Raw genomic sequence first — 20,206 nt, forward strand, 5'->3', positions numbered from 1 at the left:
GTCTACGCCCTACCCGTAGCAAGGTGGACGGATGTCCGACACGCGCGCGGCGATGAGAGAGTTCCGCTTCCTCGATGAGAAGCGGAAGACGGGGAGTCTGTCTCCCCCAGAGGAGGCCCGTTGGAACGAGCTGCGAGGACACCTCGGTGTCCAAGACGCGCCGGTCCAGGAGCCGCCTGCGGCCGAGGCCTATCCGCAGCAGCCCCAGGGCTACTACGGCCAGGATGGCCAGTGGTACGCCTACCCCGAGGGGTACCCTCCCCCGGCCTACCCACCCCAACCCCAGTACCCGGGCTATCCGCAGCAGCCCCAGGGCTACTACGGCCAGGACGGCCAGTGGTACGCCTACCCAGCCCCGTACCCCCAGCAGCCTCAGGGCTACTACGGCCAGGACGGCCAGTGGTACGCCTACCCGGCCCCGTACCCCCCGCAGGCCTATGATCCGAATCAGGCCTACGCCCAGGGCTATGATCCGAACCAGGGCTACGCCGGGTACCCTCCGCAGCAGGGGTATGATCCGAACCAGGCCTACGATCCGAACCAGGCCTATGCCGGGTACCCTCCGCAGCAGGGGTATGATCCGAACCAGGCCTACGATCCGAATCAGGCCTATGCCGGGTACCCTCCGCAGCAGGGCTACGATCCGAACCAGGGCTATGCCGGGTACCCTCCGCAGCAGGGGTATGATCCGAATCAGGCCTACGATCCGAACCAGGGCTATGAGGGCCAGCCCCAGGCATGGCCCGCGGAGCCGAGCCAGACCTACGCGGGCTATCCCCCGCCTGAAGCGGATGCGAACCCGGAGGCCTATGCCCCGGAAGCGGAGGCTGCCGAGGCCACGCCCGAGGCTTCCTGGCAGGAGCCCTCGGCCTCGCCCGAGAGCATTCAGCTGGGCTCGGAGGACGTCGACATCCCGTCGTTGAGCGGCCCTGCGCCCTGGGCCACGGAGGCCCAGCCCCAGGAGCCCCAGGCTGCGGCCGCCGAGGAACTCTCGGAGGCGAGCGCCAGTGAAGTGACCTCCGCGGACGACCTCATGGAGGTCTCCGACGCCGACGTCACCGACGTGGAGAGCGTGCCGGAGGAGTCCTCCTTCGAGGAAGCCTCCCCCGCCGAGGCGCCCTCCGCTTCGTTCGAGGCGGTCCCCGAGCTGTCCGAGGAGCCGATGGAGTCCTCGGAGGCCATCGAGCTTCAGGGGGACGATGTCGACCTGATCGACGCGGACTCCGATGCCGTGACCGAGGCCGTCCCGGAACAACCTGCCTCCGAGAGCCCCCTGGAGGCCTCCTTCGAGGGGCTCTCCTCCATGGATGCCCCCGCCCAGCCCGAGCCGGCCGCGTCCATGGACGAGCTGGCGCTGGACAGCACGGACATGGTGGCGGACGAGGCGCCGGTGGAAGCCTCCTCCATGGAGGAGCTGTCCCTGTCCACCGCGGACATGGCCGCCGAGGCCCCCGCGCAGGAGGCCTTCCAGCCCGAGCTGGAGATGAGCCCCGCCGTGGAGAGCGCGGACAGCGTGCCGGCGTTGGACGCCTTCCCCGCCGAGGAGTTGCCGCCGCCCGCGGAGGCCGAGGCCCCCACGTTCGATGTCTCCGAGCTCGAGATGTCCCCCGCGGGCGAGGCGGAAGCCGCGCCCCAGGCCCTGGCCGCCGAGCCCGAACCGGAGCCCACCGCCGCGGAGCCCACCCTCGAGGTGGCGGACCTGGGCGCCGAGATGGAGCCCGCGCCGGAGGCCTCGCCTTTCCCCGCCAGCGAGACGCCGCCTTCACTCCAGCTTCGCCCGGTCCAGGTCGCTCCCGACCTTCAGGCGGATACCGTCGAGCTCGAAGAGGACTTCAGCGCCTCGGCTCCTGACGCGGCCCCGGACGTGTCCTGGAACGCGGAGCCAGCCGAAGCGCCCGAGGCCGCGCAGTTCCATCCCCCGTCCTTGCCGTCCGAGGAGATCGACCTCGACGGCAATCCGGAAGAGGCCGTTCCCCTCGCGACCCACGCAGACTTCGCCCAGGAATCGGCCCCGCAGACCTCGTGGGAGTCGGACCGGGCCATGGCCCTTCCCGACGCGTCCGCGCAGGACGGTGTCATGGAGCTGGCGGATTCGTCCGCGGACCTTCAGCCCATTGTCCCTGAAGGGAGCGATGGCTGGAGCGCCGAGCCTGCTTCCGCGGAGACTCCCCTGGAGCTTCAGCCCGTGGCCCCCGAGGCGGGCGACGGCTGGAGCGCCGAGCCCACCCCGGCGGAGCCTTCCCCGGAGCTTCAGCCCCTGACCTCCGAAACGGGCGACGGCTGGAGCGCCGAGCCTGCCTCGGCAGAGCCTTCCCCGGAGCTTCAACCCCTGACCTCCGAAACGGGCGACGGCTGGAGTGCCGAGCCTGCCCCGGCGCAGCCTGAGCCCGTGGAGCTACAGTCCGAGTGGGGCTCGCCCGAGGGAGAAGCGGCTCCGGCAGAGGCCTCCGCATGGGCTGATCCCGCGCAGCCTGCCGCGGCGGACTGGGCGGCCCCCACCGGAGACGACTCCGCGTGGGCCAGCCCCGAGACCACCGCCTCCTCCACCGAGTGGGGAACCCCCACGGCCCAGGAAGCCGCCCCTGCCGCGATTCCCTCGGAGTGGGGAGACGCACCCGAAGCCTCCGTCCCCCCCGAGGCGCCCGGCTCCCAGTGGGCCGTACCGCCTCCCGAGACGCCCTCCGAGTGGGGCTCGGTGGACGCAGCCACGGATGCCCCGCCGGCCCAGCCGTCCGCATGGGAGCCCCCTGCGGAGAGCCCGCCCGCCGAGTGGGGGGCTTCCGAAGAGGCGCAGCCCGTCCTCGAGGCCACGCCCGCGGAACAAGATGCCCCCTGGGGCGCCGCGCCCGAGGCCAGCCCTCAGGCCGAGTGGACGGAGACGGCCGAAGCCCCTGCCTGGTCCGCGGCCGAAAGCACCCCTGCCACGTCCGCGTGGGAGACGAACCCCGCGGAGCCGCCCCCGGCCGCTCCGGCCGCTGCCTCGTCGGACGATGAGTGGACGGAGACCCCATCGGAGGAGCCCGCACCAGCCCTGGGATGGGCCACCGACGCCTCTGGCACTCAACAGCAGGCCGCGGACTGGGCCGAGCCCGAGCCCGAGTGGGCCAAGAACCCTCCCGCGCGGGACCAGTTCGGCACCTCTTCGGAGATCAACACCTGGGGAACGGAGCAGGAGGCCGACTACAGCTTCCAGGGACAGTCCGCCCCGGTGAGCCCCTTCGCCGAGCCGATGGAGAACCTGGAGTCCGGTGCCTCGCGGCCGGTGCCCGAGGCGTCCGCCTTCGCGTCCCCCACCGAGGAGGTTCCGGAGCCGGATCTCATCATCGACGATGTGCCGCCCGCGGCCCCCATCGAGGCAGCCGAGTCCGAGCCGAGCATCGACGTCACCTTCGAGGACGCGCCGCCTCCGCCCCCGCCTCCCGCCGAGGAGCTGCCCGTGGTGGAGCTCGCCGACGTGGAGTTCGCGGAAGAGCCCGCGGCGGCCGTCCCGGTGGCGATGCCCCCGCCCCCGCCCGCGCCCCCTGCGCCCGCACGCGCCTTCGCGAGCGCTCCCGTGGCGCCCCCGCCCCCGCCGAGCCTTCCGTCCATCGACATCGAGGAGGCGCCGCTCTTCGAGCCGGTGGGCAATCCGCTGGAGTTCCAGGCCGCCCAGGCCCCCTCCTGCTTCGTGGAGGGCGAGCACCGCGTCATCATCCACACCGTGGAGGGCCAGGTGAAGCGCGGCACCATCCGCGATGTGGACCTGCTCGACGAGAACATCGCCCTGGAGCAGCAGACTGGCTTCACCCCGGAGCGCATCCCCGGCAAGCGCATGAAGGCCATCTTCTTCATGCTGCCTGCGGGCGCGCGCCAGCCGCAGGCCGAAGGACAGAAGATCCGCGTCACCTTCAATGACGGCCGCCAGGTCGCCGGCTTCTCGCGCGACTTCAAGACCGACGGACAGGGCTTCTTCCTCATCCCCGCGGACAACCGCACCAACACCGCGCGCATCTTCGTCTACCGCTCGAGCATCCAGGCCATCGCCGAGGGGTAGTGCCCCGCAAAAAGAAGAGGGGCCTCGTCACCGAGGCCCCTCCGAAGGGCGTTCACGCCGGAGCGTGCGCCAGGACTACTTCTTGGCGGGCGCCGCCGCGGCCGGGGCCGCATCCTTCTTCACGAGCTCCAGGTCGATCATCACGTTCACCTCGTCGCTCACCGCCACGCCACCGGCCTCCAGCGCCTGATTCCAGGTCAGGCCAAAGTCCTTGCGGTTGAGCTTCGTCGTCGCGGAGGCACCACGGCGCGTGCCACCCCAGGGATCCTTGATCTCGGTGGACGAAGACTCCACGTCCAGGGTGACCGGCTTCGTCACACCGTGGAGCGTCAGGTCGCCCATCACCTTGAACTTGTCCTTGCCGTCGGCCTTCACGCTCTTCGACTTGAAGGTCATGGCCGGGTACTTCTCGACGTCGAAGAAGTCCGGGCTCTTCAGGTGCGCGTCGCGCTTGGGCTGGTTGGTGTTGATGGTCGTCGTGTCGACGCTCGCGGTGATGGTCGTCTTGGAGGGATCCTTGTCGTCCAGGTTCACCGTGCCGGTGACGCTGCCGAACTCGCCCGCCACGTTCGTGATCATCATGTGCTTCACGGTGAACTTGGCGGACGAGTGCGCGGAATCAATCTCCCACGTGGACGCGGCGGCGATGGAGGGCACGGCAAAGACGGCGGCGGCGATGGCGGACTTCAGCAGCATGTTCATGGATGTTCTCCCGTGATGCGGTTCAAGCGCGCAGCGCGAAGCTGCGCATGGACAAAGTTCCGTGATGAAAGCCCTCGAAGACCGGCATGAGGCGGTCCTCGGGGAGGGCAGCACCGAGGACGAAAGAGAGCGGAAGGAAATGCTCGGCGGTTGGATGCGCCAGGCGCGCATTCGGTGCGCGCATCCAATCGAGCAGGCCAGAGAAGTCGCGGGCGTCCAGGCGCTCCGCCACCCAGGTGTCGAACGCCTGGGCCCAGGACTCCGAGGGCGCGGCCTTGTCCGGGAACAGCCGCCGCAGGTTGTGGCTCACCCCGCCGCTGCCCAGCAGCAGCACGCCCTGGGAGCGCAGCGGGCGCAGCGCCTGCCCCATGCGCATCACGTCCTCGGCCGAGGCGCCCCGGGGCATGGACACCTGCACCACCGGGAGGCTCGCCTCGGGCAGCGCCAGCCGCAGCGGCACCCAGGTGCCGTGATCCAACCCGCGCCCGGCATCCGCCGCGCTCGCGAAGCCCGCGGCCGCCAGGAGCGCCACGGCCTCCTGGGCCACCTCGGGGGCGCCCGGGCACGGGTACGTCAGCCGGTAGAGCGCCTCCGGAAAGCCGCCGAAGTCATAGATGAGGGGCGGGGTAGCGCTCGCCGTGACGCGCACGCCTCCCGGGGTCTCCCAGTGCGCGGAGACCACCACGAGCGCCCGGACGCCGTTCACGCTCTCGCCGAAGCGGCGCAGCGCCTGCGGGTAGGCATCCGTGTCCAGCGCCACCAGGGGCGAGCCATGGGAGACGAAGGCCGCGGGGGCCACGGTGGACGCGCCCGCCCGGGGCCCTACCGTCTCCGAGATGCCCGCCACGCCGACGGCCGCGGCCATCTGGAGCACCTCGCGCCTGTCGAACCCCGAGCCCATGGGGCTCGTCCATAGCAAGGTGGGGACCAACGTCAACTATCGTTCAACTGCCCGGAATCACTCCGGCCATTTCCCCTCCCCTGGCACCCCTGCTCTCAAAATGATAGGAGAGGCTCTCTTTTTGAGAGCACCCTGCCCTATGACCCACCGTTTGGACCTCAAGGATTTGCTGTCGTTCGACCCGGAGGGCGGCCTCATTCACTTCGCGGGCCAGCGGGCCCTGCTGATGGATGCCGTGGCGCTGGGGCTCCTGCGCAAGGAGCTGATCTCCATGCTGGGGATGACGGCCGCCCGGGGCATCCTGACACGGCTGGGGTATGCGCACGGCTGGCGGACGGCGGAGGCCATGAAGACGGCGCTGCCGTGGCCGGACGAGAGCTTCTGGCGCCGGGCGGGCGGGCGTCTGCACACCCTTCAGGGCCAGGTGCTGCTGGAGCCCGTGGAGCGGGGCCCCGAGGATGGGCCCGCGCCGTTCGCGGAGGCCCTGTGGCGCGAGTCCTACGAGGCCGAGCAGCACCTGCTGCACGTGGGGCAGGCGGATCAACCGGTGTGTTGGAGCCTCACGGGGTTCGCCAGCGGGTACATGAGCTACTGCAACGGCAAACCCATCTACTGCCTGGAGACGCGCTGCGTGGGCAAGGGGGACGCGGTCTGCCAGATCCTCGGCAAGTCCGCCGAGGAGTGGGGCTCCACGTGCGTGGAGGCGCTGAGCTTCTACGAGACGCGGTGCATGGAGGGGGTGCTCGCCCAGGTGACGGAAGCCCTCAAGGAGGCCGAGCAGAAGCTCCGGGTGAAGCGGCGCACGCTGGCGCGCGTGGTGGGCGAGTCGGAGGACCCCTCCGGGCTGGTGGTGCGCACGGAGGGCATGCGGCGGGTGCTCGCCCTGGCGCGGCGCGCGGCGAAGGTGGACTCCACGGTGCTCATCACCGGCGAGAGCGGCGTGGGCAAGGAGCGCGTGGCCCGGCTCATCCACGACGAGTCCGAGCGGGCCCACAAGGCCTTCGTGGCCGTCAACTGCGCGGCCGTCACGGAGAGCCTCCTGGAGAGCGAGCTGTTCGGCCACGCCAAGGGGGCCTTCACCGGCGCCACGCATGACCGGCCCGGCCTCTTCGAGGCGGCCAGCGGCGGCACCCTCTTCCTAGACGAGGTGGGCGAGGTGCCCCCCGCCATGCAGGCCCGGCTGCTGCGCGCGCTCCAGGAGAAGGAGGTCCGCCGCGTGGGAGAGAACCAGAGCCGCAAGGTGGACGTGCGCGTGGTGGCCGCCACCAACCGCAACCTCTTGGAGGAGGTGAGCACGGGCCGCTTCCGGCAGGACCTCTACTACCGGCTGCGCGTCATCGAGCTGAAGGTGCTGCCGCTCCGGGAGCGGCGGGACGACATCCTGCCGCTGGCCCGGCAACTGCTCGCCGAGGCTTCGGAGCGGCTGGGCCGCAAGGTGGCCTCCTTCTCCCCCGAGGTGGCCGACCAGTTGCTGCGCTACGGGTGGCCGGGCAACGTGCGCGAGCTGGCCAACGCCATCGAGCGCGCGGTGGCGCTGCACGAGGGCACACGCATCGAGCGGGACGACTTACCGGAGGAGGTCCGCGAGGCCCAGCCCAGCATCCTGCCGGGCAGCGCGCCCCGGACGCTGGAGGACATGGAGCGCGAGTACATCCTCGCGGTGCTGGCACACAACAGCGGCAACCGCTCGCGCACCGCGGAGCAGCTCGACATCGGACTAGCCACGCTCTACCGCAAGCTCAAGCAGTACGGCCACCCGGAGGTGGCCAACTGAGTCAGTTGAGGTACTGGTCGTCCGAGCGCTCCTCGCGCACCACGCGCATGTTGCGCGAGCGGTTGCGAAGCTGGCGCTGGAGCTTCCAGTGCTGGAAGTGCAGCAGCAGGCGGCGGGGGCTCGCGCCGCGCACGTAGACGAAGATGAGCACCAGGCCAATCACCTCCGGCAGCTGGCGCAGCAGCCCCTCCACGGGGCCTCCGCCGCTGGTGAGCACCGACAGGAACACGAAGCCCGCGCCGATGCCGGCCAGCGCGTTGCCCGACAGCGGGATGCCCCAAAAGTTCGCCTGTCCCTTGCCAATGGTGAGCCCGTACGCGACCCACAGCACGCTGGTGAGCACCGTGCCGCCCGGGTAGATGGCGGCCACCGGCACCAGGAAGGTGGTGATGGCGGTGGTGAGAAACCCGGCCGCCACGGTGCAGCCCAGCCCCACCAGCAGGAACTTGCGCGTGCCCCAGGTGGCCTCCAGCCACCCACCGATGGACCAGATGATGAGCGCGCCGAAGAGGATGCCCAGGGGGCTCGTCTCGATGAACGCGTACGTGAAGGGCTGCCAGAGGAAGCTGCCCAGCGTCCCCGGCACCAGCAGCAGCAGGCCGCCCTGGGCGTTCCGCGTCAGCAGGAACATCACCGAGCCAGCCACCAGCGCCAGCGCCAGTTTGGCCGCCGTCGACTCCAGGCCGGAGAACCCTCCGCCTCCTCCGCCAAATCCCCCGCCCGAACCACGCATCGGTCGCATCCGTCCTCCTCCAGGCTCGCGCTTCGAGCCGCCTAAAGGTGGTGGAAGCCACGCCCGTTCGCAACCACTTCGTCGCCTACTGGTCGCTCTAAATGACGAAGGGCGCCCCCCCTCGAACGAGGAGAGCGCCCTGCGCACACGTCCGGCGGCCCTCTGGCCGCGGCCCTCAGGCCTTCGGCCGGTAGAACAGCGTGATGGTCAGACAGTGGAACTCCTTGTCCGACGACTGCGTCACCACGCGGTCCACCACCTCCACGTTGGGGTTCTCCTTGAGCCACTTGGTGATGTTTTCCCCCATGTTCTCGCGATCACGCGCGAGCGTGGTGGAGAACACCTTCACACCCGTGAAGTTGGCAACGCCCATTCCGACCCTCGTTTAAAACCAGCGATTCCGCACCTTTACCGCGAGTCCGTACGCCCATCAAGAAACGGCGCCGATTTTCCGGCGCGCGCGCCGGATTGCCCGGGGGGCGCCGCACTCAGCGTACGACCCGGCGGCCCTGGCAGCCGACCTCATCCTTGCAAGCGGGACCGATCCCATCCGGGTGTGCGTGAAAAGGGGTCTTGTCGCTCTCCTCCACCCCACAGAGCACACACTTGCGCTTGCGGTTGCGGCGCTCGGCCCGCCGCTGCTCGGCGATTTCCTTGGCCCGTTCCCGGGCCGTCTTCGCGTCCAGCTCGTTGCTCATCTCGTGTCCCGGTTGAGAAGTCCGTCCCCAGCTCAGAGCGCCTCGACCAGCAGCGCAATCCCCTGGCCCCCGCCAATGCAGGCCGAACCGATACCATAGCGGGCCCCCCGGCGCTTGAGCTCGTACACCAGGCTCAGGGTGATGCGCGCGCCCGAGGCCCCCAGCGGGTGGCCCACCGCGATGGCGCCGCCGTTGACGTTGGTCCGGTCACGTGGCAGGCCCAGCTCCTTCTCCACCGCCAGGTACTGCGGGGCGAACGCCTCGTTCACCTCGAACAGGTCCACGTCCCCCAGGCCACACTGGGCGCGCTCCAGCAGCCGGCGGATGGCCGGCGCGGGGCCAATGCCCATCACCTTCGGGTCACACCCGGAGATGCCCCAGTTGACCAGCCGCGCGAGGGGCTTCAGCCCGTGCTGCTTCACGAAGCTGCCGGTGGCCATCACCATGGAGCCCGCGCCGTCGCAGATGCCGCTGGCGGCGCCCGCGTGCACCACGCCGTCCTTCTTGAAGAGCTTGGGCAGCTTGCGCAGCCCCTCCACGGAGGTGTCCGGACGGTTGTGCTCGTCACGGGAGACCACCGTGTCCCCCTTCTTCCCCTTCAGGGTGATGGGTGAAATCTCTTCCTGGAGCCGCCCTGCCTCCTGGGCCGCCGCGAAGCGCTTCTGCGAGAGCACGGCGTACTCGTCCACCGCGTCCTGGGAGAGCTGGTAGTCCACCGCGAGCTGCTCGGCCGTGAGCGCCATGGCCATGCCGGTGTGGCTGTCGGTGAGCGCGCTCCAGAGCATGTCCTCCAGGCCGCCCTTGCCCAGCGGCAGCCCCCAGCGCGCGCCGCGGATGACGTGGGGCGCCTGGCTCATGGACTCGGTGCCGCCTGCGAGCACGCACGCGGCCTGTCCGGTGAGCATCATCTCCGCGGCGGTGATGAACGCCTGGAAGCCCGAGCCGCACAGCCGGTTGACGCCCAGCGCCGGCACCGGCACGGGCACGCCCGCGCGCAGCCCCACGTGGCGGGGCAGGTAGATGGCGTCCGCGCTCGTCTGGACGACGTTGCCGTAGACGACGTGCTCGACGTGCTCGGGCGAGACGCCGGCCTGGGCCAGGGCCGCTTTCGCGGACTCCACCGCCAGGTCCGTGGCGCTCAGGTCCTTGAGGCTTCCCCCGTAGGTGCCAAACGGGGTGCGCTTGCCGGACAGGAAATAGATCTCTTCGTTCTTGGAGGCGGTCTTCATGGGCAGGTGCTCCGGGGCCGCGGGCCCTGGGGGCCCCTTACCTACTCACAACCGGCGCGCCATGCACGCACGACGTGAACTCGTTTCAGCCCCCGCCGGGCTTGCCCCCCAGGAAGGCGCTCACCAGGATGGCCAGCGCCGCCACGGCCCACAGCAGCCCCGTGAGGTTCTGCCGGCGAACCTCCTTCTGGCCAAGCCCTCGGTACCATGACCGCCCGGTCTCCACGCGGCCCTCCCAGGTGAACGTTCCCGAGGGCTCCAGCCCCTCCAGCCGCTTGAGGTGGGCCCGGAAGAGCCGCTCCGGCGGTGCGTCCTCCAGCCCCCCCGAGCGGTAGCGCCCTGGAATGTCCAGCGCCGTACGCTTGTAGCCCGCGGTGATGACGAACCCCCCGGAGACCAGGGGCGTCAGGAAGTAGAGCCGGGGCAGCCCCTCCGGGGAGAGGTGGAGCGTGGCGAAGACGCGCTCGGAGGGGTGCGCGTAGTCATACGAGCGGGTGGCGCGCCGCAGCCGGGGCTTCTCCTCGTGGCTGCCGAGCGCATCGAAGCCCAGCGCCTGGAGCCGGGAGGCCAGCGGCTCCAGCTCCGCGGGCAGCTCCATCTGGTCCGCGGGGTCCTCGGGCTCCACGCGGACGCTGGCCGGAAACAGGAAGAGCCAGGCCCGCCAGGCATTGAGGAACAGCAGCGCCACGGCCAGCCCGAGGCCCGCGAGCACGGTGGCCAGCTCGATGAAGACGTTCATGGGGGCAGTCCGCGGCACGGAACCATGGGGCGGCACTCTAGCCCGCGCGCAGGTCCCCCCGCTGGACTCCTTCCCCCCGCAGCTGGGCCGCCAGCGCCAGCAGCCCCGGGGCATTCGCCGCGCGGAAGGCCCGCTCCGCCGCCTCCAGCGCCTGGGTGGCCTCCAGCGGCGAGCGCCCGCACCACCGCTCCGCCAGCGCCAGGTTCACCAGCCCCGTCTGCAGCACGTTGCGCGACTCCTCGGCCACCGCCAGCGCCCGCTTCAGGTGCCCGAGCCCCTCCTCGAAGGGGACCAGGGGCGCCAGGGCCCTCCGGGCGAGGATTTCATCGAAGGGGTTCTCCGTCAGGGGCTCCAGGGCCCGCGCCAGGGCCGCCTCCGCGGCCTCGCGCGCGGCGGCCTCGCGCCCCTGCGCCCGCTCGAAGCGCGACTGGTAGACGCGCACCAGCGTCTCCAGGCAGCAGGGCTTGTCGCTCGCGGCGGCCAGCGCCCGGGGCAGGGACTCGCGCGCGGCGAGCCCATCCCCGGCGAGCACGTCCCGGCAGGCCTCGAACACCTGCATGCCCAGTTGCAACGCCCGGTCCTCGGGCAGTCCCCGGGCCACCGTCTGCCCCCGGGCCAGCACCGCGTCCACCTGCGCCGGCTCGCCCCGCTCCAGGTGGAACGGGGGCAGGTAGAGGGCGAGGTTGCGCTCGGGCAGCCGCGGGTTGCCCAGCTTGCGGATGAGCTCCGTCTTCTCCGCGTTCACCGGGGCCAGCGCCGCGGCATCCCCGGTGAAGCAGGCGCGCACCAGCTGGGTGAAGAGGTGGTTCATGCGGATGTCGCTGAACCCGTACGCCTCCGCCACCTCGAAGCCGTCGCGCGTGGCCTCCGCGTCCAGCGGCTCGCCGCGCAAGGCGCGGACCATGTTGAGGAAGTAGCACCCCATGCCCAGCGCCCACGCCAGCCACCGGGAGGGACGGCCGCCCACCGCGTCGCGGAAGGCCCGCAGCCGCTCCACCTGCTCGCGCTGCGCCCGGAGCACGCCCGCGAAGTGGCCGGTGTGCAAGCAGAGCCCCGCCCGGGCGATGAGCACCCCGGCCCGGTAGGGCGAGTCCACCGGCTGCTCCGTGTCCAGCCGCTCCACCAGCCCCCGCAGGTCCTCCGCGCGGCCCAGGAGGGCCAGGGAGATGGCCTGAAGGATTTGCAGCTCCGCCTTCTTCCAGAACACGTCCACGGGACGGGGCGAGGTGCCCAGGACAATCCCCCGGAACACGTGGCTCAGCCGCGCGGCCCGCTCGCCCTCGGGGGCCGTGCGCGCCCCATCGAGCTGCTCGAGCGCCTCCAGCCGGCCCGCGGCGAGGTCCACCGTGGCCTCCCAGTGACAGAAGAGCTTCTCCGCGTACGTCAGCGCGGTGGGCGGCTCGCTCGTGTGGCTCACCTCGATGAGCGTGGCCCACGTCTGGACGAGCTGCGCGTTGCGCTCGGGGGACGCCGGCTCCTGCTCCAGCAGCGAGGCCGCCTCCTTCAAGAGGAGCGTGGCATCCAGCAGCGCCTTCGCCTCGATGGACGCGTGGCCCGCGCGCAGCAAGGGCTCGATGGCGCGCCGGGGCTGCGTCGAGCGGGCGAAGTGGTAGCCCACGGCCCGCTGCGCGGCGGGACTGTCGCTCCCGAGCGACCGGAGCACCTCGGCGACGCGGCCGTGGAAGGCCCGGCGGGCGTCCTCCGACGTGCTCTCGTAGAGCGCCTGGTGCACCGCATCGTGCGTGAAGATGTAGCGCCCCTCCGAGAGCTGGAGGAACTGCCGGGCGAGGATGTCGTCGAGCGCCTGGAACAGATCCACTTCGATCATGCCCGCGAGCGCTCGCACCATGGGCAGCTCCAGGCTGCGGCCGGCCGGGGCGAGCCTTCGCAGCAGCGCCACCCGGTCCGGGGGCACCGTGTCGAGGCGGGCCAGCACCGCCTGCTCGATGGTGGCCGGCAGCGGACACGTGGACAGGTCGGATTCGGCCCGCCACCGTCCCCCCACCCGCCGCAGCGCCTCCTCCTCCACCAGGGCGCGCAGGCACTCGGTGGCGAAGAACGCGTTGCCCGCGGTGGTGGCGTGCAGCCGCGTCACGAAGCCGGGCGGCACCTCCAGCCCCGGGAGTGCCTGCTGCAAGAGCGTCTCCATGTCCCGGGCCGTCAGCGGCGCCAGCTCCATGACCGTGGCGAGCCCCTCGTCCACCGTCTGGAAGGCGAGGCTCAGCCGGCTCAGCATGTCCGGCCGGAAGGAGCCCACCACCAGGCCGCGCGAGTGGTGCAGCGCCCGGATGATGACGTTGAGCACCTCCACCGTGGCGGAGTCCGCCCACTGGAGATCCTCGAAGCACAGGACGAAGGTGTGCCGCTGCGCGAGCGCCTGCAGCCACTCGGTGAGCGCGCCGAAGAGGGCGATCTTCTCGGCATCCTCGTCCTTGAAGCGCGGGCAGGGCCCCACGGCCAGCGCGGGCGCCACCCGGCCCAGCACCGGCCCCAGGCGCTCGCCCAGCTCCGGGGACGTCAGCGGGACGAGACACCGCAGCGCCTGCGCCACGGGCGCCAGCGGCGCGAGCCCCTCCGCGCGGCACTGCCCCAGGCCATAGGCCATCTCCGCCAGCTTCGCCTGCAGCTCGAACTCCTGGAGCAGCCGGGACTTGCCCACCCCCGTGGGGGCCCCGACGAGCAGCGCGCGGGACTGGCCCCACTCGGCCTCCGCCAGGCTGTGCATGAGCCGCTCCAGCTCCCGCTCGCGGCCGACGACTTCCGGCACGTGCAGGTAGCTGGCGCGGGCGGCCAGCGGCTCCTCGGGCAGGGGCTGGCCACTGGCCTGGCACAGCGCATCCAGCAGCGCGCCCGCGTCCTGGAAGCGGTCGCGCGGGTCCTTCGCCAGCAGCCGCAGGATGATGTCCTCCAGCGCGGGCTCCACGGCACAGAGCGTGGAGGGCTTCGGGGGCTGCCGGGTGAGGTGGTCGGCCAGCAGGGCCGACTGGTTGCGCCGCTTGAAGGGCAGCCGCCGGGTGGCCAGGAAGTAGGCCATCACCCCCAGCGAGTACAGGTCCGCGCGCCCATCGATGCTGGCGCCGCGCTGCCACTCGGGCGCCATGTACTCCAGGGTCCCCTTGAGCTTGCCGGGGCTGGGGGTGCCCAGCTGGTGCATCACCCCGAAGTCCATCAGCTTCACATCCCCGGTCTCGGTGATGCGCACGTTGCTGGCCTTGATGTCGCAGTGGACGTACAGCCGCGCGTGGATGAAGGCCAGCACCTGCGCCATCTGGATCAGGATGCGGTAGATGGTGGGCGTATCCAGCAGCTGCTCGCGCGCCAGCACGCTCAGGTCCTTGCCACCTACCACCTCCATGGTGATGAAGCGGTTGCCCGAGGCCGTCATGCCCCAGTCGAACACCTGGAGGGTGCCCGGGTGCTGGAGCTTCGTCATGGCGTAGAACTCGTGCCGGAACATCAGCACCAGCTCCTCCACCTTGGCCGGGCTCAGCCCATCGGGGACCTGCATCTCCTTGAGGGCCACGGCGCGCATTTCCTGGAGATCCTCCGCCAGCCAGATGCGCCCCATGCCCCCCGCGCCCAGCACCTCGATGATCTGGTAGCGGCCCTTCACCAGGGTGCCCGCCTCCAGCGAGCGGCGCACCACGGGCCGCACCCCTTCCTGGAAGAGCGAGGTGCGGCTCCGGTCCTCCAACGTGCCCAGCGTCGGGCTACGCTCGTCGAGGACTGAAGTCTTTTCTTCGTCGCTCATCACGGCGCGGATGGGAACAGGGACGAGTGCGGAGGCCAGAGCGTGAGATATCACCTTTCAGTACCCAGATCTCCTTCTGCGGATCCCCACGCCGTCCCGGCCCATTCGGAAGAACGGGCGCTGCACCGCGCCGGGCCGGACGCGAGTCCTTGCGACAAGACGCTACGGGCTTGAGTTAACGGCCTGTTTTTTTGTCATCAACCTCCCGAGGGGCCAAGCGAGGGGCACACACACGCCGCGAGGCTGGCTCGGGGGGCAAGCGGGCCCCGGACAGCGTGCCTGGGCGTGCGCATCGTCTTCCTGGAGGCCCCATGGGGGCCCTGCGCCCCCGGCGAGGAGACGAACGATGCGAGCCTTCCCCCTCTTCGGACTTCCCCTCCTGCTGGGCGGGGCCCTGATGACGGCGTGCGGCGGAACGGACCCCGGGTTCCTGGGGCCGGAGGCCTTGCGCCAGGCCACGGTGACGCTCGTCCCCGGCCACTGCGCCGGGGTCATCGTCGAGGATGGGCGCCACCTGCTGACCGCGGCCCACTGTGTGGACCCGCAGGCCCCGCGCATCGAGGCGGAGCTGCCCGGCGGGGCGAGGGTGAGCGGCCAGGCCCTGCGCATCGACCCCGGACAGGACCTGGCCCTCTTCCAGCTCGATGCGGTGGCCCCCGTGACGCCCCTGCCCCTCTCCCCGGAGCTGCCCACCCCGGGCGAGCCGCTCCTCTTCGCGGGCCGCCCGGATCGCCCGGGGGAACTCCAGCAGGTCTGGCTCGAGCGGCTCGGCCGGTGCCCCTCGCTGCCGGACGTGCCCCAGGCCCTGTTCACCACGCTGCGCGGGGAGAAAGGCGACTCGGGCGCGCCCGTGGTGGATGCCCAGATGCAGGTGGTGGGGCTGGTCCACGGGGGCGCGGCCTGCAGCATCGCCGCCCCCACGGCGAGCTTCGCCCCGGTGGTACGGCAGTCCGTCGAGGACGAGCTCCTCGCCGCGCAGTGAGGGAGGCCCCCGGAAAGCCATGGGTCCATATGGACCCCTTTCTTTCCGCGCCCTTGCGGGAGATGCTTTGTCCTCCGTAGGACGCAACCCCCCTCGGCGGCTCTCAGTGGGCTTGGGCCCGCCGGGAACTCTCACTTCGAGCCCTTACCCCCATGAAGCCTCGGGTTCTCATCGTGGAGAATACCTGGACGATGCGGGAGACGTTGCGCCTGCTGCTGTCCGGGGAATTCGAGTGCTCGGTGGCCGCGGACGGGGAGACCGGACTCGCGCAGCTGCTGGAGCACCCGGTGGACGTGCTCGTCTCCGACGTCGGCCTGGACGGGATGGACGGCTATGAGCTGTGCTGCCGGGCGCGGGCCGAGCCGCGGCTGCAGCACCTGCGCATCCTCTTCGTCAGCGGCCACATGCCCCGGCTCAACGCGCCGGCCTGCTGCCAGCCGGACGCGTACCTCGTCAAACCCGTGAAGCCCCCGGTGCTCATCGCCCACCTGCACGCCCTGCTCCACCCGGAGCCGGCCGAGCTGCCCCTGCGGGTGGGCCGGCAGCACTGAGGCCCGCTGCCCCCCGGCCCAGGCTGTTGGCCGTGGACAGGAGGCGGGGCTTTCTCATTCTCCCTCGGGGGCCACGGGCTATGCTGCGCCGCCCTTCTGCCCGAACCGAGGTGCTGCTTGATCAACGCCCTGACCCGCGTTCCCCCTGCCCAGAACGAGCCCATCCTCTCCTACGCGCCCGGCGCCCCCGAGCGCGCCGTGCTGCAGAGCGCCCTCCAGCGGATGGCCTCCGAGCGCCTCGACATCCCGCTCATCATCGGCGGCAAGGAAGTGCGCACCGGCAAGACGGATGAAGTGCGCATGCCGCACAAGCACTCCCACGTGCTGGCCACCCTGCACGAGGCGAACGCGAGCCACGTGGAGCAGGCCATCCAGAACGCGCTCTCCGTGAAGGACGCGTGGAGCCAGATGCCCTTCCAGGAGCGCGCCGCCATCTTCCTGCGCGCCGCGGAGCTGCTGGCCACGCGCTACCGCCCGCTGCTCAACGCCTCCACCATGCTGGGCCAGTCGAAGACGGCCCACCAGGCGGAGATCGACGCGGCGTGCGAGGCCATCGACTTCCTGCGCTTCAACGTGGCCTTCGCCGAGCAGCTCCTGTCCCAGCAGCCGCTGAGCGCGCCGCAGACGTGGAACCTGACGGACTACCGCCCCCTGGACGGCTTCGTGCTCGCGGTGGCGCCCTTCAACTTCACCTCCATCGCGCTCAACCTGTGCACCGCCCCGGCGCTCATGGGCAACGTGGTGCTGTTCAAGCCGGCCTCCACCGCGGCCTACAGCGCCTGGTTCGTCATGGAGCTGCTGCGCGAGGCGGGGCTGCCGGATGGCGTCATCAACTTCCTGCCCGGCGATGGGCCCACCATCGGCAACGTGGCGCTGACGAGCCCGCACCTGGGCGGCATCCACTTCACCGGCTCCACGCCGACCTTCCAGGGCATGTGGCGCACCGTGGGCGAGAACATCCACCGCTACAAGCAGTACCCCCGGCTGGTGGGGGAGACGGGCGGCAAGGACTTCATCTTCGCCCACGCCTCGGCGGCGGATGACGTGGACGCGCTGGCCACCGCCATCGTGCGCGGCGGCTACGAGTACCAGGGGCAGAAGTGCTCGGCCGCCTCGCGCGTCTACATCCCCGAGTCGATCTGGCCCAAGCTCAAGCCGCGCCTGCAGGAGTTCATCTCCGAGCTGCGCATGGGCGATGTGACGGACTTCCGCAACTTCATGGGCGCCGTCATCGACGAGAAGTCCTTCAAGAAGGTCTCTTCCTACATCGAGCTGGCGAAGGCGGGCGGCGCCGAGGCCTCCATCGTGGCCGGCGGCGACGCGGACCGCAGCGAGGGCTGGTTCGTGAAGCCCACGCTCGTGCAGCTCACCAACCCGCGCCACCGCATCATGCAGGAGGAGATCTTCGCCCCGCTGGTCGGCGTGCACGTGTACCCGGACGCGCGGTTCGAGGAGACGCTGCGCGAGTGTGACCAGGCGGCCACGTACGCGCTCACGGGCGCGGTGTTCGCGCGGGACCGGAAGGCCATCTCCACCGCGTCGCGCGAGCTGCGCCACGCGGCCGGCAACTTCTACATCAACGACAAGCCCACGGGCGCCGTCGTGGGGCAGCAGCCGTTTGGCGGCTCGCGCGCCTCGGGCACCAACGACAAGGCGGGCTCCATGCTCAACCTCGTCCGGTGGACCTCTCCGCGCACCATCAAGGAGACGTTCGTTCCCCCCACCCGCGTGCCGTACCCCTTCATGCAGGGCTGAGCCGGATGCCATTTCAGGGACTTGGTGGACTGGAGACGTACGCGCTCGAGGATGGCGGCTGCCGCGTGGAGGTCATCCCCTCGCGCGGGGCCCTCATCACCCGGATGACGGTGGACGGGGACGAGGTGCTCTTCCTGGACGAGAGCACCGTGGTGGACCCCACGAAGAACGTGCGCGGCGGCATTCCCGTGCTCTTCCCCGCCGCCGGGCGGCTCCCTGGGGATACCTACCCCGTGGAGCGGCAGGCGTACACGATGGCGCAGCACGGCTTCGCCCGGAAGCTGTCGTGGACCGTGCGGCAGGTGGAGAAGTCCCTGCTGGTCATGGGGCTCTCCTCCTCCGAGGAGACGCTGCGCCAGTACCCCTGGCGCTTCGATGCGCAGATTGCCCTGTCGCTGGAGGGCTCCCGGCTGACGATCGACTTCGATCTGGAGAACCGGGACACGCGCCCGCTGCCGTTTCACCTGGGCTTCCACCCCTACTTCCAGGTGGCCCAGGCCGCCAAGGCACAGTCCCGCGTGGAGACGGACGCCACCCACGCCTGGGACAACCAGCACAGCGTGGAGATCCCCATCACGGGGCTGGACCTGACGGCCTCCGAGGTGGACCTGCACCTGAGGGACCACTCCCGCCCGGGCACCACGCTGCACCGGGGCCCGGGACGAAGGCCCGTGCACCTGTCCTGGAGCCCCGAGTTCCGGGTGCTCGTGGTGTGGACGCTTCAGGGGCGCGACTTCGTCTGCGTGGAGCCCTGGACGGCCGCCGCGGGGGCGCTGGCCACCGGTGAAGGACTGCTCACCGTGCTGCCCGAGGAACGCCTGTCGCTCGCCTTCGACATCGAGGGCTGAGCAAGGTTCATGACACAATCAGCCCTCTTGCCGAGGCCGCAACGGACGCAAGAGGCCCGCGTCATTGAGCAGCGCATGAACACGGTCCGCCAACGCGACATGCGCCTCGTTGACGGCACAGAACCGCTCAGGGGTTGGGCAGGGCAGGCGTACCCCCAAGAGGGCCCCTGTCCTTCCTACGCTCCGGGGCCCGGAGCCCGGTGGAACAGGGATGACGCATGGCGGCGAATCATGATTAGTCCGATAAAATCGCCAGAACAGGTTTACCTGTAAAAACATTTTAATCGTTTTATAATGGACTTGAGCCACCCATTCCGCGCTGGCACCCTCCCAGAGGATTCATCCCATGAAGATGAAGACGTTCATCACCAGCCTGTCTTTTGGTTCCCTCCTGATGGCGTGCGGCGGGATGGAGGCGGACACCGCGCCGACGGACGCGCCGACGCTGAACACATTGGCCGCGCTCCGGCCCGCGGACGCCAGGGTCTTGGGACAGCCGACGGATCGGGTGTTGCGGGTGTACAACAACAACATCGAAAACCTGGTCATGAACAACTCCGACGGGACCTGTACCCGCGTCTCGGGTACGGACCACCTGAAGTCGATACTCGTCGACGACGCGGGGAAGACCGGAACCTCCGGAGTGGTCGCTCCCGATCTGCTCATCGTGCAGCAGATACGCGGTACCGGGCAGGCAGAGGCCTACGCCGACCAGCTCTCCGCCATGTTCGGGCTGCCGGCGGGGACGTACAAGGCGATCGTTGTCTGGTCCGATCCCGAGTCCTGGGGAAGTACCCACAAGTGCAGTGATCAGTCGTTGGGCGACTTGAAGAAGAAGCAGACCAACGGAATCATCTACAACACCGGGCGGTTGAGTCTGGCCGCCGGCGACGTCTCGGCCTACTGGAGTGCCGGGTGGCTCAAGCCGGGAACGCCGTACAACGGGGGGGATGGATGCACCCTGTACAAGCCGCCGGACAGCGATCCCGACACCACGGATCAGTACAAGTGGAAGCGCACCAGCGCCATCGCAGCGCGCTTCACCATCAAGGCGACCGGGACCACGGTGTTCGCGGCGACCATGCACCTTCCGCAGGAGAACTCGGCGAACGCGTGCGCGGGTGACAAGGACACCGGCATCAAGGGGACCGGTATCCACCTCGGGGCGGACGCGACCCGCTTGATGAACGCATCGACGATCCGCATCGTGGGCATCGACGCGAACCGCAAGAACATCTCCTCGACCACGCTCAGCGATCAGGGCATGACCGGCTACGGTACGGCCGCCACGAACGGGGCATCCAAGATCGACTACCTGTTCGTCAAAGGGGCCGTGCAACCGTCGCCGATCAACTACACGGTGAGTGGTACGAAGTCGAACCACCGCGCGCTGTACGCCTTCATTAACTTCTAGCGGGCAGCGTCAAGAAGCCATCAGGCGAGGCGGCGGAGCATGAGGCGCATCATGCCACGCTTCCTTCCAGCCACGATTGACACCGCCGCACCTCGG

16 protein-coding genes are annotated in these 20,206 nt (G+C 70.3%); 7 read left to right on the forward strand and 9 right to left on the reverse strand.

Going from position 1 to position 20,206, the window contains the following annotated elements:
- Positions 1-31: 31 nt before the first annotated feature.
- Positions 32-4,033: a DUF6982 domain-containing protein gene (locus KY661_RS16325; protein ID WP_225411075.1), complete on the forward strand. Its 4,002-nt coding sequence runs from the start codon at positions 32-34 to the stop codon at positions 4,031-4,033.
- Between the two features lie 75 nt (positions 4,034-4,108).
- Here KY661_RS16325 and KY661_RS16330 read toward each other — a convergent pair whose 3' ends face one another.
- On the reverse strand, positions 4,109-4,735 hold the full coding sequence (locus KY661_RS16330) for a YceI family protein (RefSeq protein WP_225411076.1): 627 nt from the start codon (positions 4,733-4,735) through the stop codon (positions 4,109-4,111).
- A 22-nt stretch (positions 4,736-4,757) separates the two neighbouring features.
- Positions 4,758-5,636: a dioxygenase family protein gene (locus KY661_RS16335; RefSeq protein ID WP_225411151.1), complete on the reverse strand. Its 879-nt coding sequence runs from the start codon at positions 5,634-5,636 to the stop codon at positions 4,758-4,760.
- A gap of 139 nt (positions 5,637-5,775) precedes the next feature.
- Between KY661_RS16335 and KY661_RS16340 the strand changes: the two genes are divergently transcribed.
- Positions 5,776-7,410: a sigma-54-dependent Fis family transcriptional regulator gene (locus KY661_RS16340; protein WP_075007604.1), complete on the forward strand. Its 1,635-nt coding sequence runs from the start codon at positions 5,776-5,778 to the stop codon at positions 7,408-7,410.
- A gap of 1 nt (position 7,411) precedes the next feature.
- Here the strand turns inward: KY661_RS16340 and KY661_RS16345 are convergent, their stop codons facing one another.
- From KY661_RS16345 to KY661_RS16370, 6 genes are all read right to left on the reverse strand, one after another.
- Positions 7,412-8,152 (reverse strand): rhomboid family intramembrane serine protease, encoded by a 741-nt coding sequence (locus tag KY661_RS16345; protein WP_075007603.1) that lies wholly within the window; start codon positions 8,150-8,152, stop codon positions 7,412-7,414.
- 166 nt (positions 8,153-8,318) lie between these two features.
- Positions 8,319-8,516: a hypothetical protein gene (locus KY661_RS16350; RefSeq protein ID WP_225411077.1), complete on the reverse strand. Its 198-nt coding sequence runs from the start codon at positions 8,514-8,516 to the stop codon at positions 8,319-8,321.
- Positions 8,517-8,631: 115 nt separating this feature from the next.
- On the reverse strand, positions 8,632-8,841 hold the full coding sequence (locus KY661_RS16355; RefSeq protein ID WP_075007601.1) for a hypothetical protein: 210 nt from the start codon (positions 8,839-8,841) through the stop codon (positions 8,632-8,634).
- 32 nt (positions 8,842-8,873) lie between these two features.
- On the reverse strand, positions 8,874-10,070 hold the full coding sequence (locus tag KY661_RS16360) for an acetyl-CoA C-acetyltransferase (RefSeq protein WP_225411078.1): 1,197 nt from the start codon (positions 10,068-10,070) through the stop codon (positions 8,874-8,876).
- Positions 10,071-10,155: 85 nt separating this feature from the next.
- On the reverse strand, positions 10,156-10,809 hold the full coding sequence (locus tag KY661_RS16365) for a hypothetical protein (protein ID WP_075007599.1): 654 nt from the start codon (positions 10,807-10,809) through the stop codon (positions 10,156-10,158).
- A 37-nt stretch (positions 10,810-10,846) separates the two neighbouring features.
- Positions 10,847-14,560, reverse strand: coding sequence for a serine/threonine-protein kinase (locus KY661_RS16370; protein WP_225411079.1), 3,714 nt, complete (start codon positions 14,558-14,560; stop codon positions 10,847-10,849).
- A gap of 346 nt (positions 14,561-14,906) precedes the next feature.
- On the opposite strand from KY661_RS16370, the gene KY661_RS16375 reads away from it, so the two are divergent.
- From KY661_RS16375 to KY661_RS16390, 4 genes are all read left to right on the forward strand, one after another.
- Positions 14,907-15,542, forward strand: coding sequence for a S1 family peptidase (locus tag KY661_RS16375; protein ID WP_225411080.1), 636 nt, complete (start codon positions 14,907-14,909; stop codon positions 15,540-15,542).
- A 152-nt stretch (positions 15,543-15,694) separates the two neighbouring features.
- Positions 15,695-16,093, forward strand: coding sequence for a response regulator transcription factor (locus KY661_RS16380; protein WP_075007597.1), 399 nt, complete (start codon positions 15,695-15,697; stop codon positions 16,091-16,093).
- 117 nt (positions 16,094-16,210) lie between these two features.
- Complete coding sequence (gene pruA, locus KY661_RS16385) at positions 16,211-17,848, forward strand: L-glutamate gamma-semialdehyde dehydrogenase (RefSeq protein ID WP_225411081.1); 1,638 nt, start codon at positions 16,211-16,213, stop codon at positions 17,846-17,848.
- 5 nt (positions 17,849-17,853) lie between these two features.
- Positions 17,854-18,696, forward strand: coding sequence for an aldose epimerase family protein (locus KY661_RS16390; RefSeq protein ID WP_225411082.1), 843 nt, complete (start codon positions 17,854-17,856; stop codon positions 18,694-18,696).
- An 18-nt stretch (positions 18,697-18,714) separates the two neighbouring features.
- Here the strand turns inward: KY661_RS16390 and KY661_RS37730 are convergent, their stop codons facing one another.
- Complete coding sequence (locus KY661_RS37730) at positions 18,715-18,975, reverse strand: Imm52 family immunity protein (protein WP_398577201.1); 261 nt, start codon at positions 18,973-18,975, stop codon at positions 18,715-18,717.
- A 67-nt stretch (positions 18,976-19,042) separates the two neighbouring features.
- Here KY661_RS37730 and KY661_RS16395 point away from each other — a divergent pair, with 67 nt between their 5' ends.
- Positions 19,043-20,110 carry a hypothetical protein gene (locus KY661_RS16395; protein ID WP_225411083.1) on the forward strand — a complete coding sequence of 356 codons (1,068 nt, stop codon included), beginning with the start codon at positions 19,043-19,045 and terminating at the stop codon, positions 20,108-20,110.
- Positions 20,111-20,206 lie beyond the last annotated feature (96 nt).

Source organism: Allostigmatella hybrida, from assembly GCF_020103775.1.
Taxonomy (GTDB): Bacteria; Myxococcota; Myxococcia; order Myxococcales; family Myxococcaceae; genus Hyalangium; species Hyalangium aurantiaca.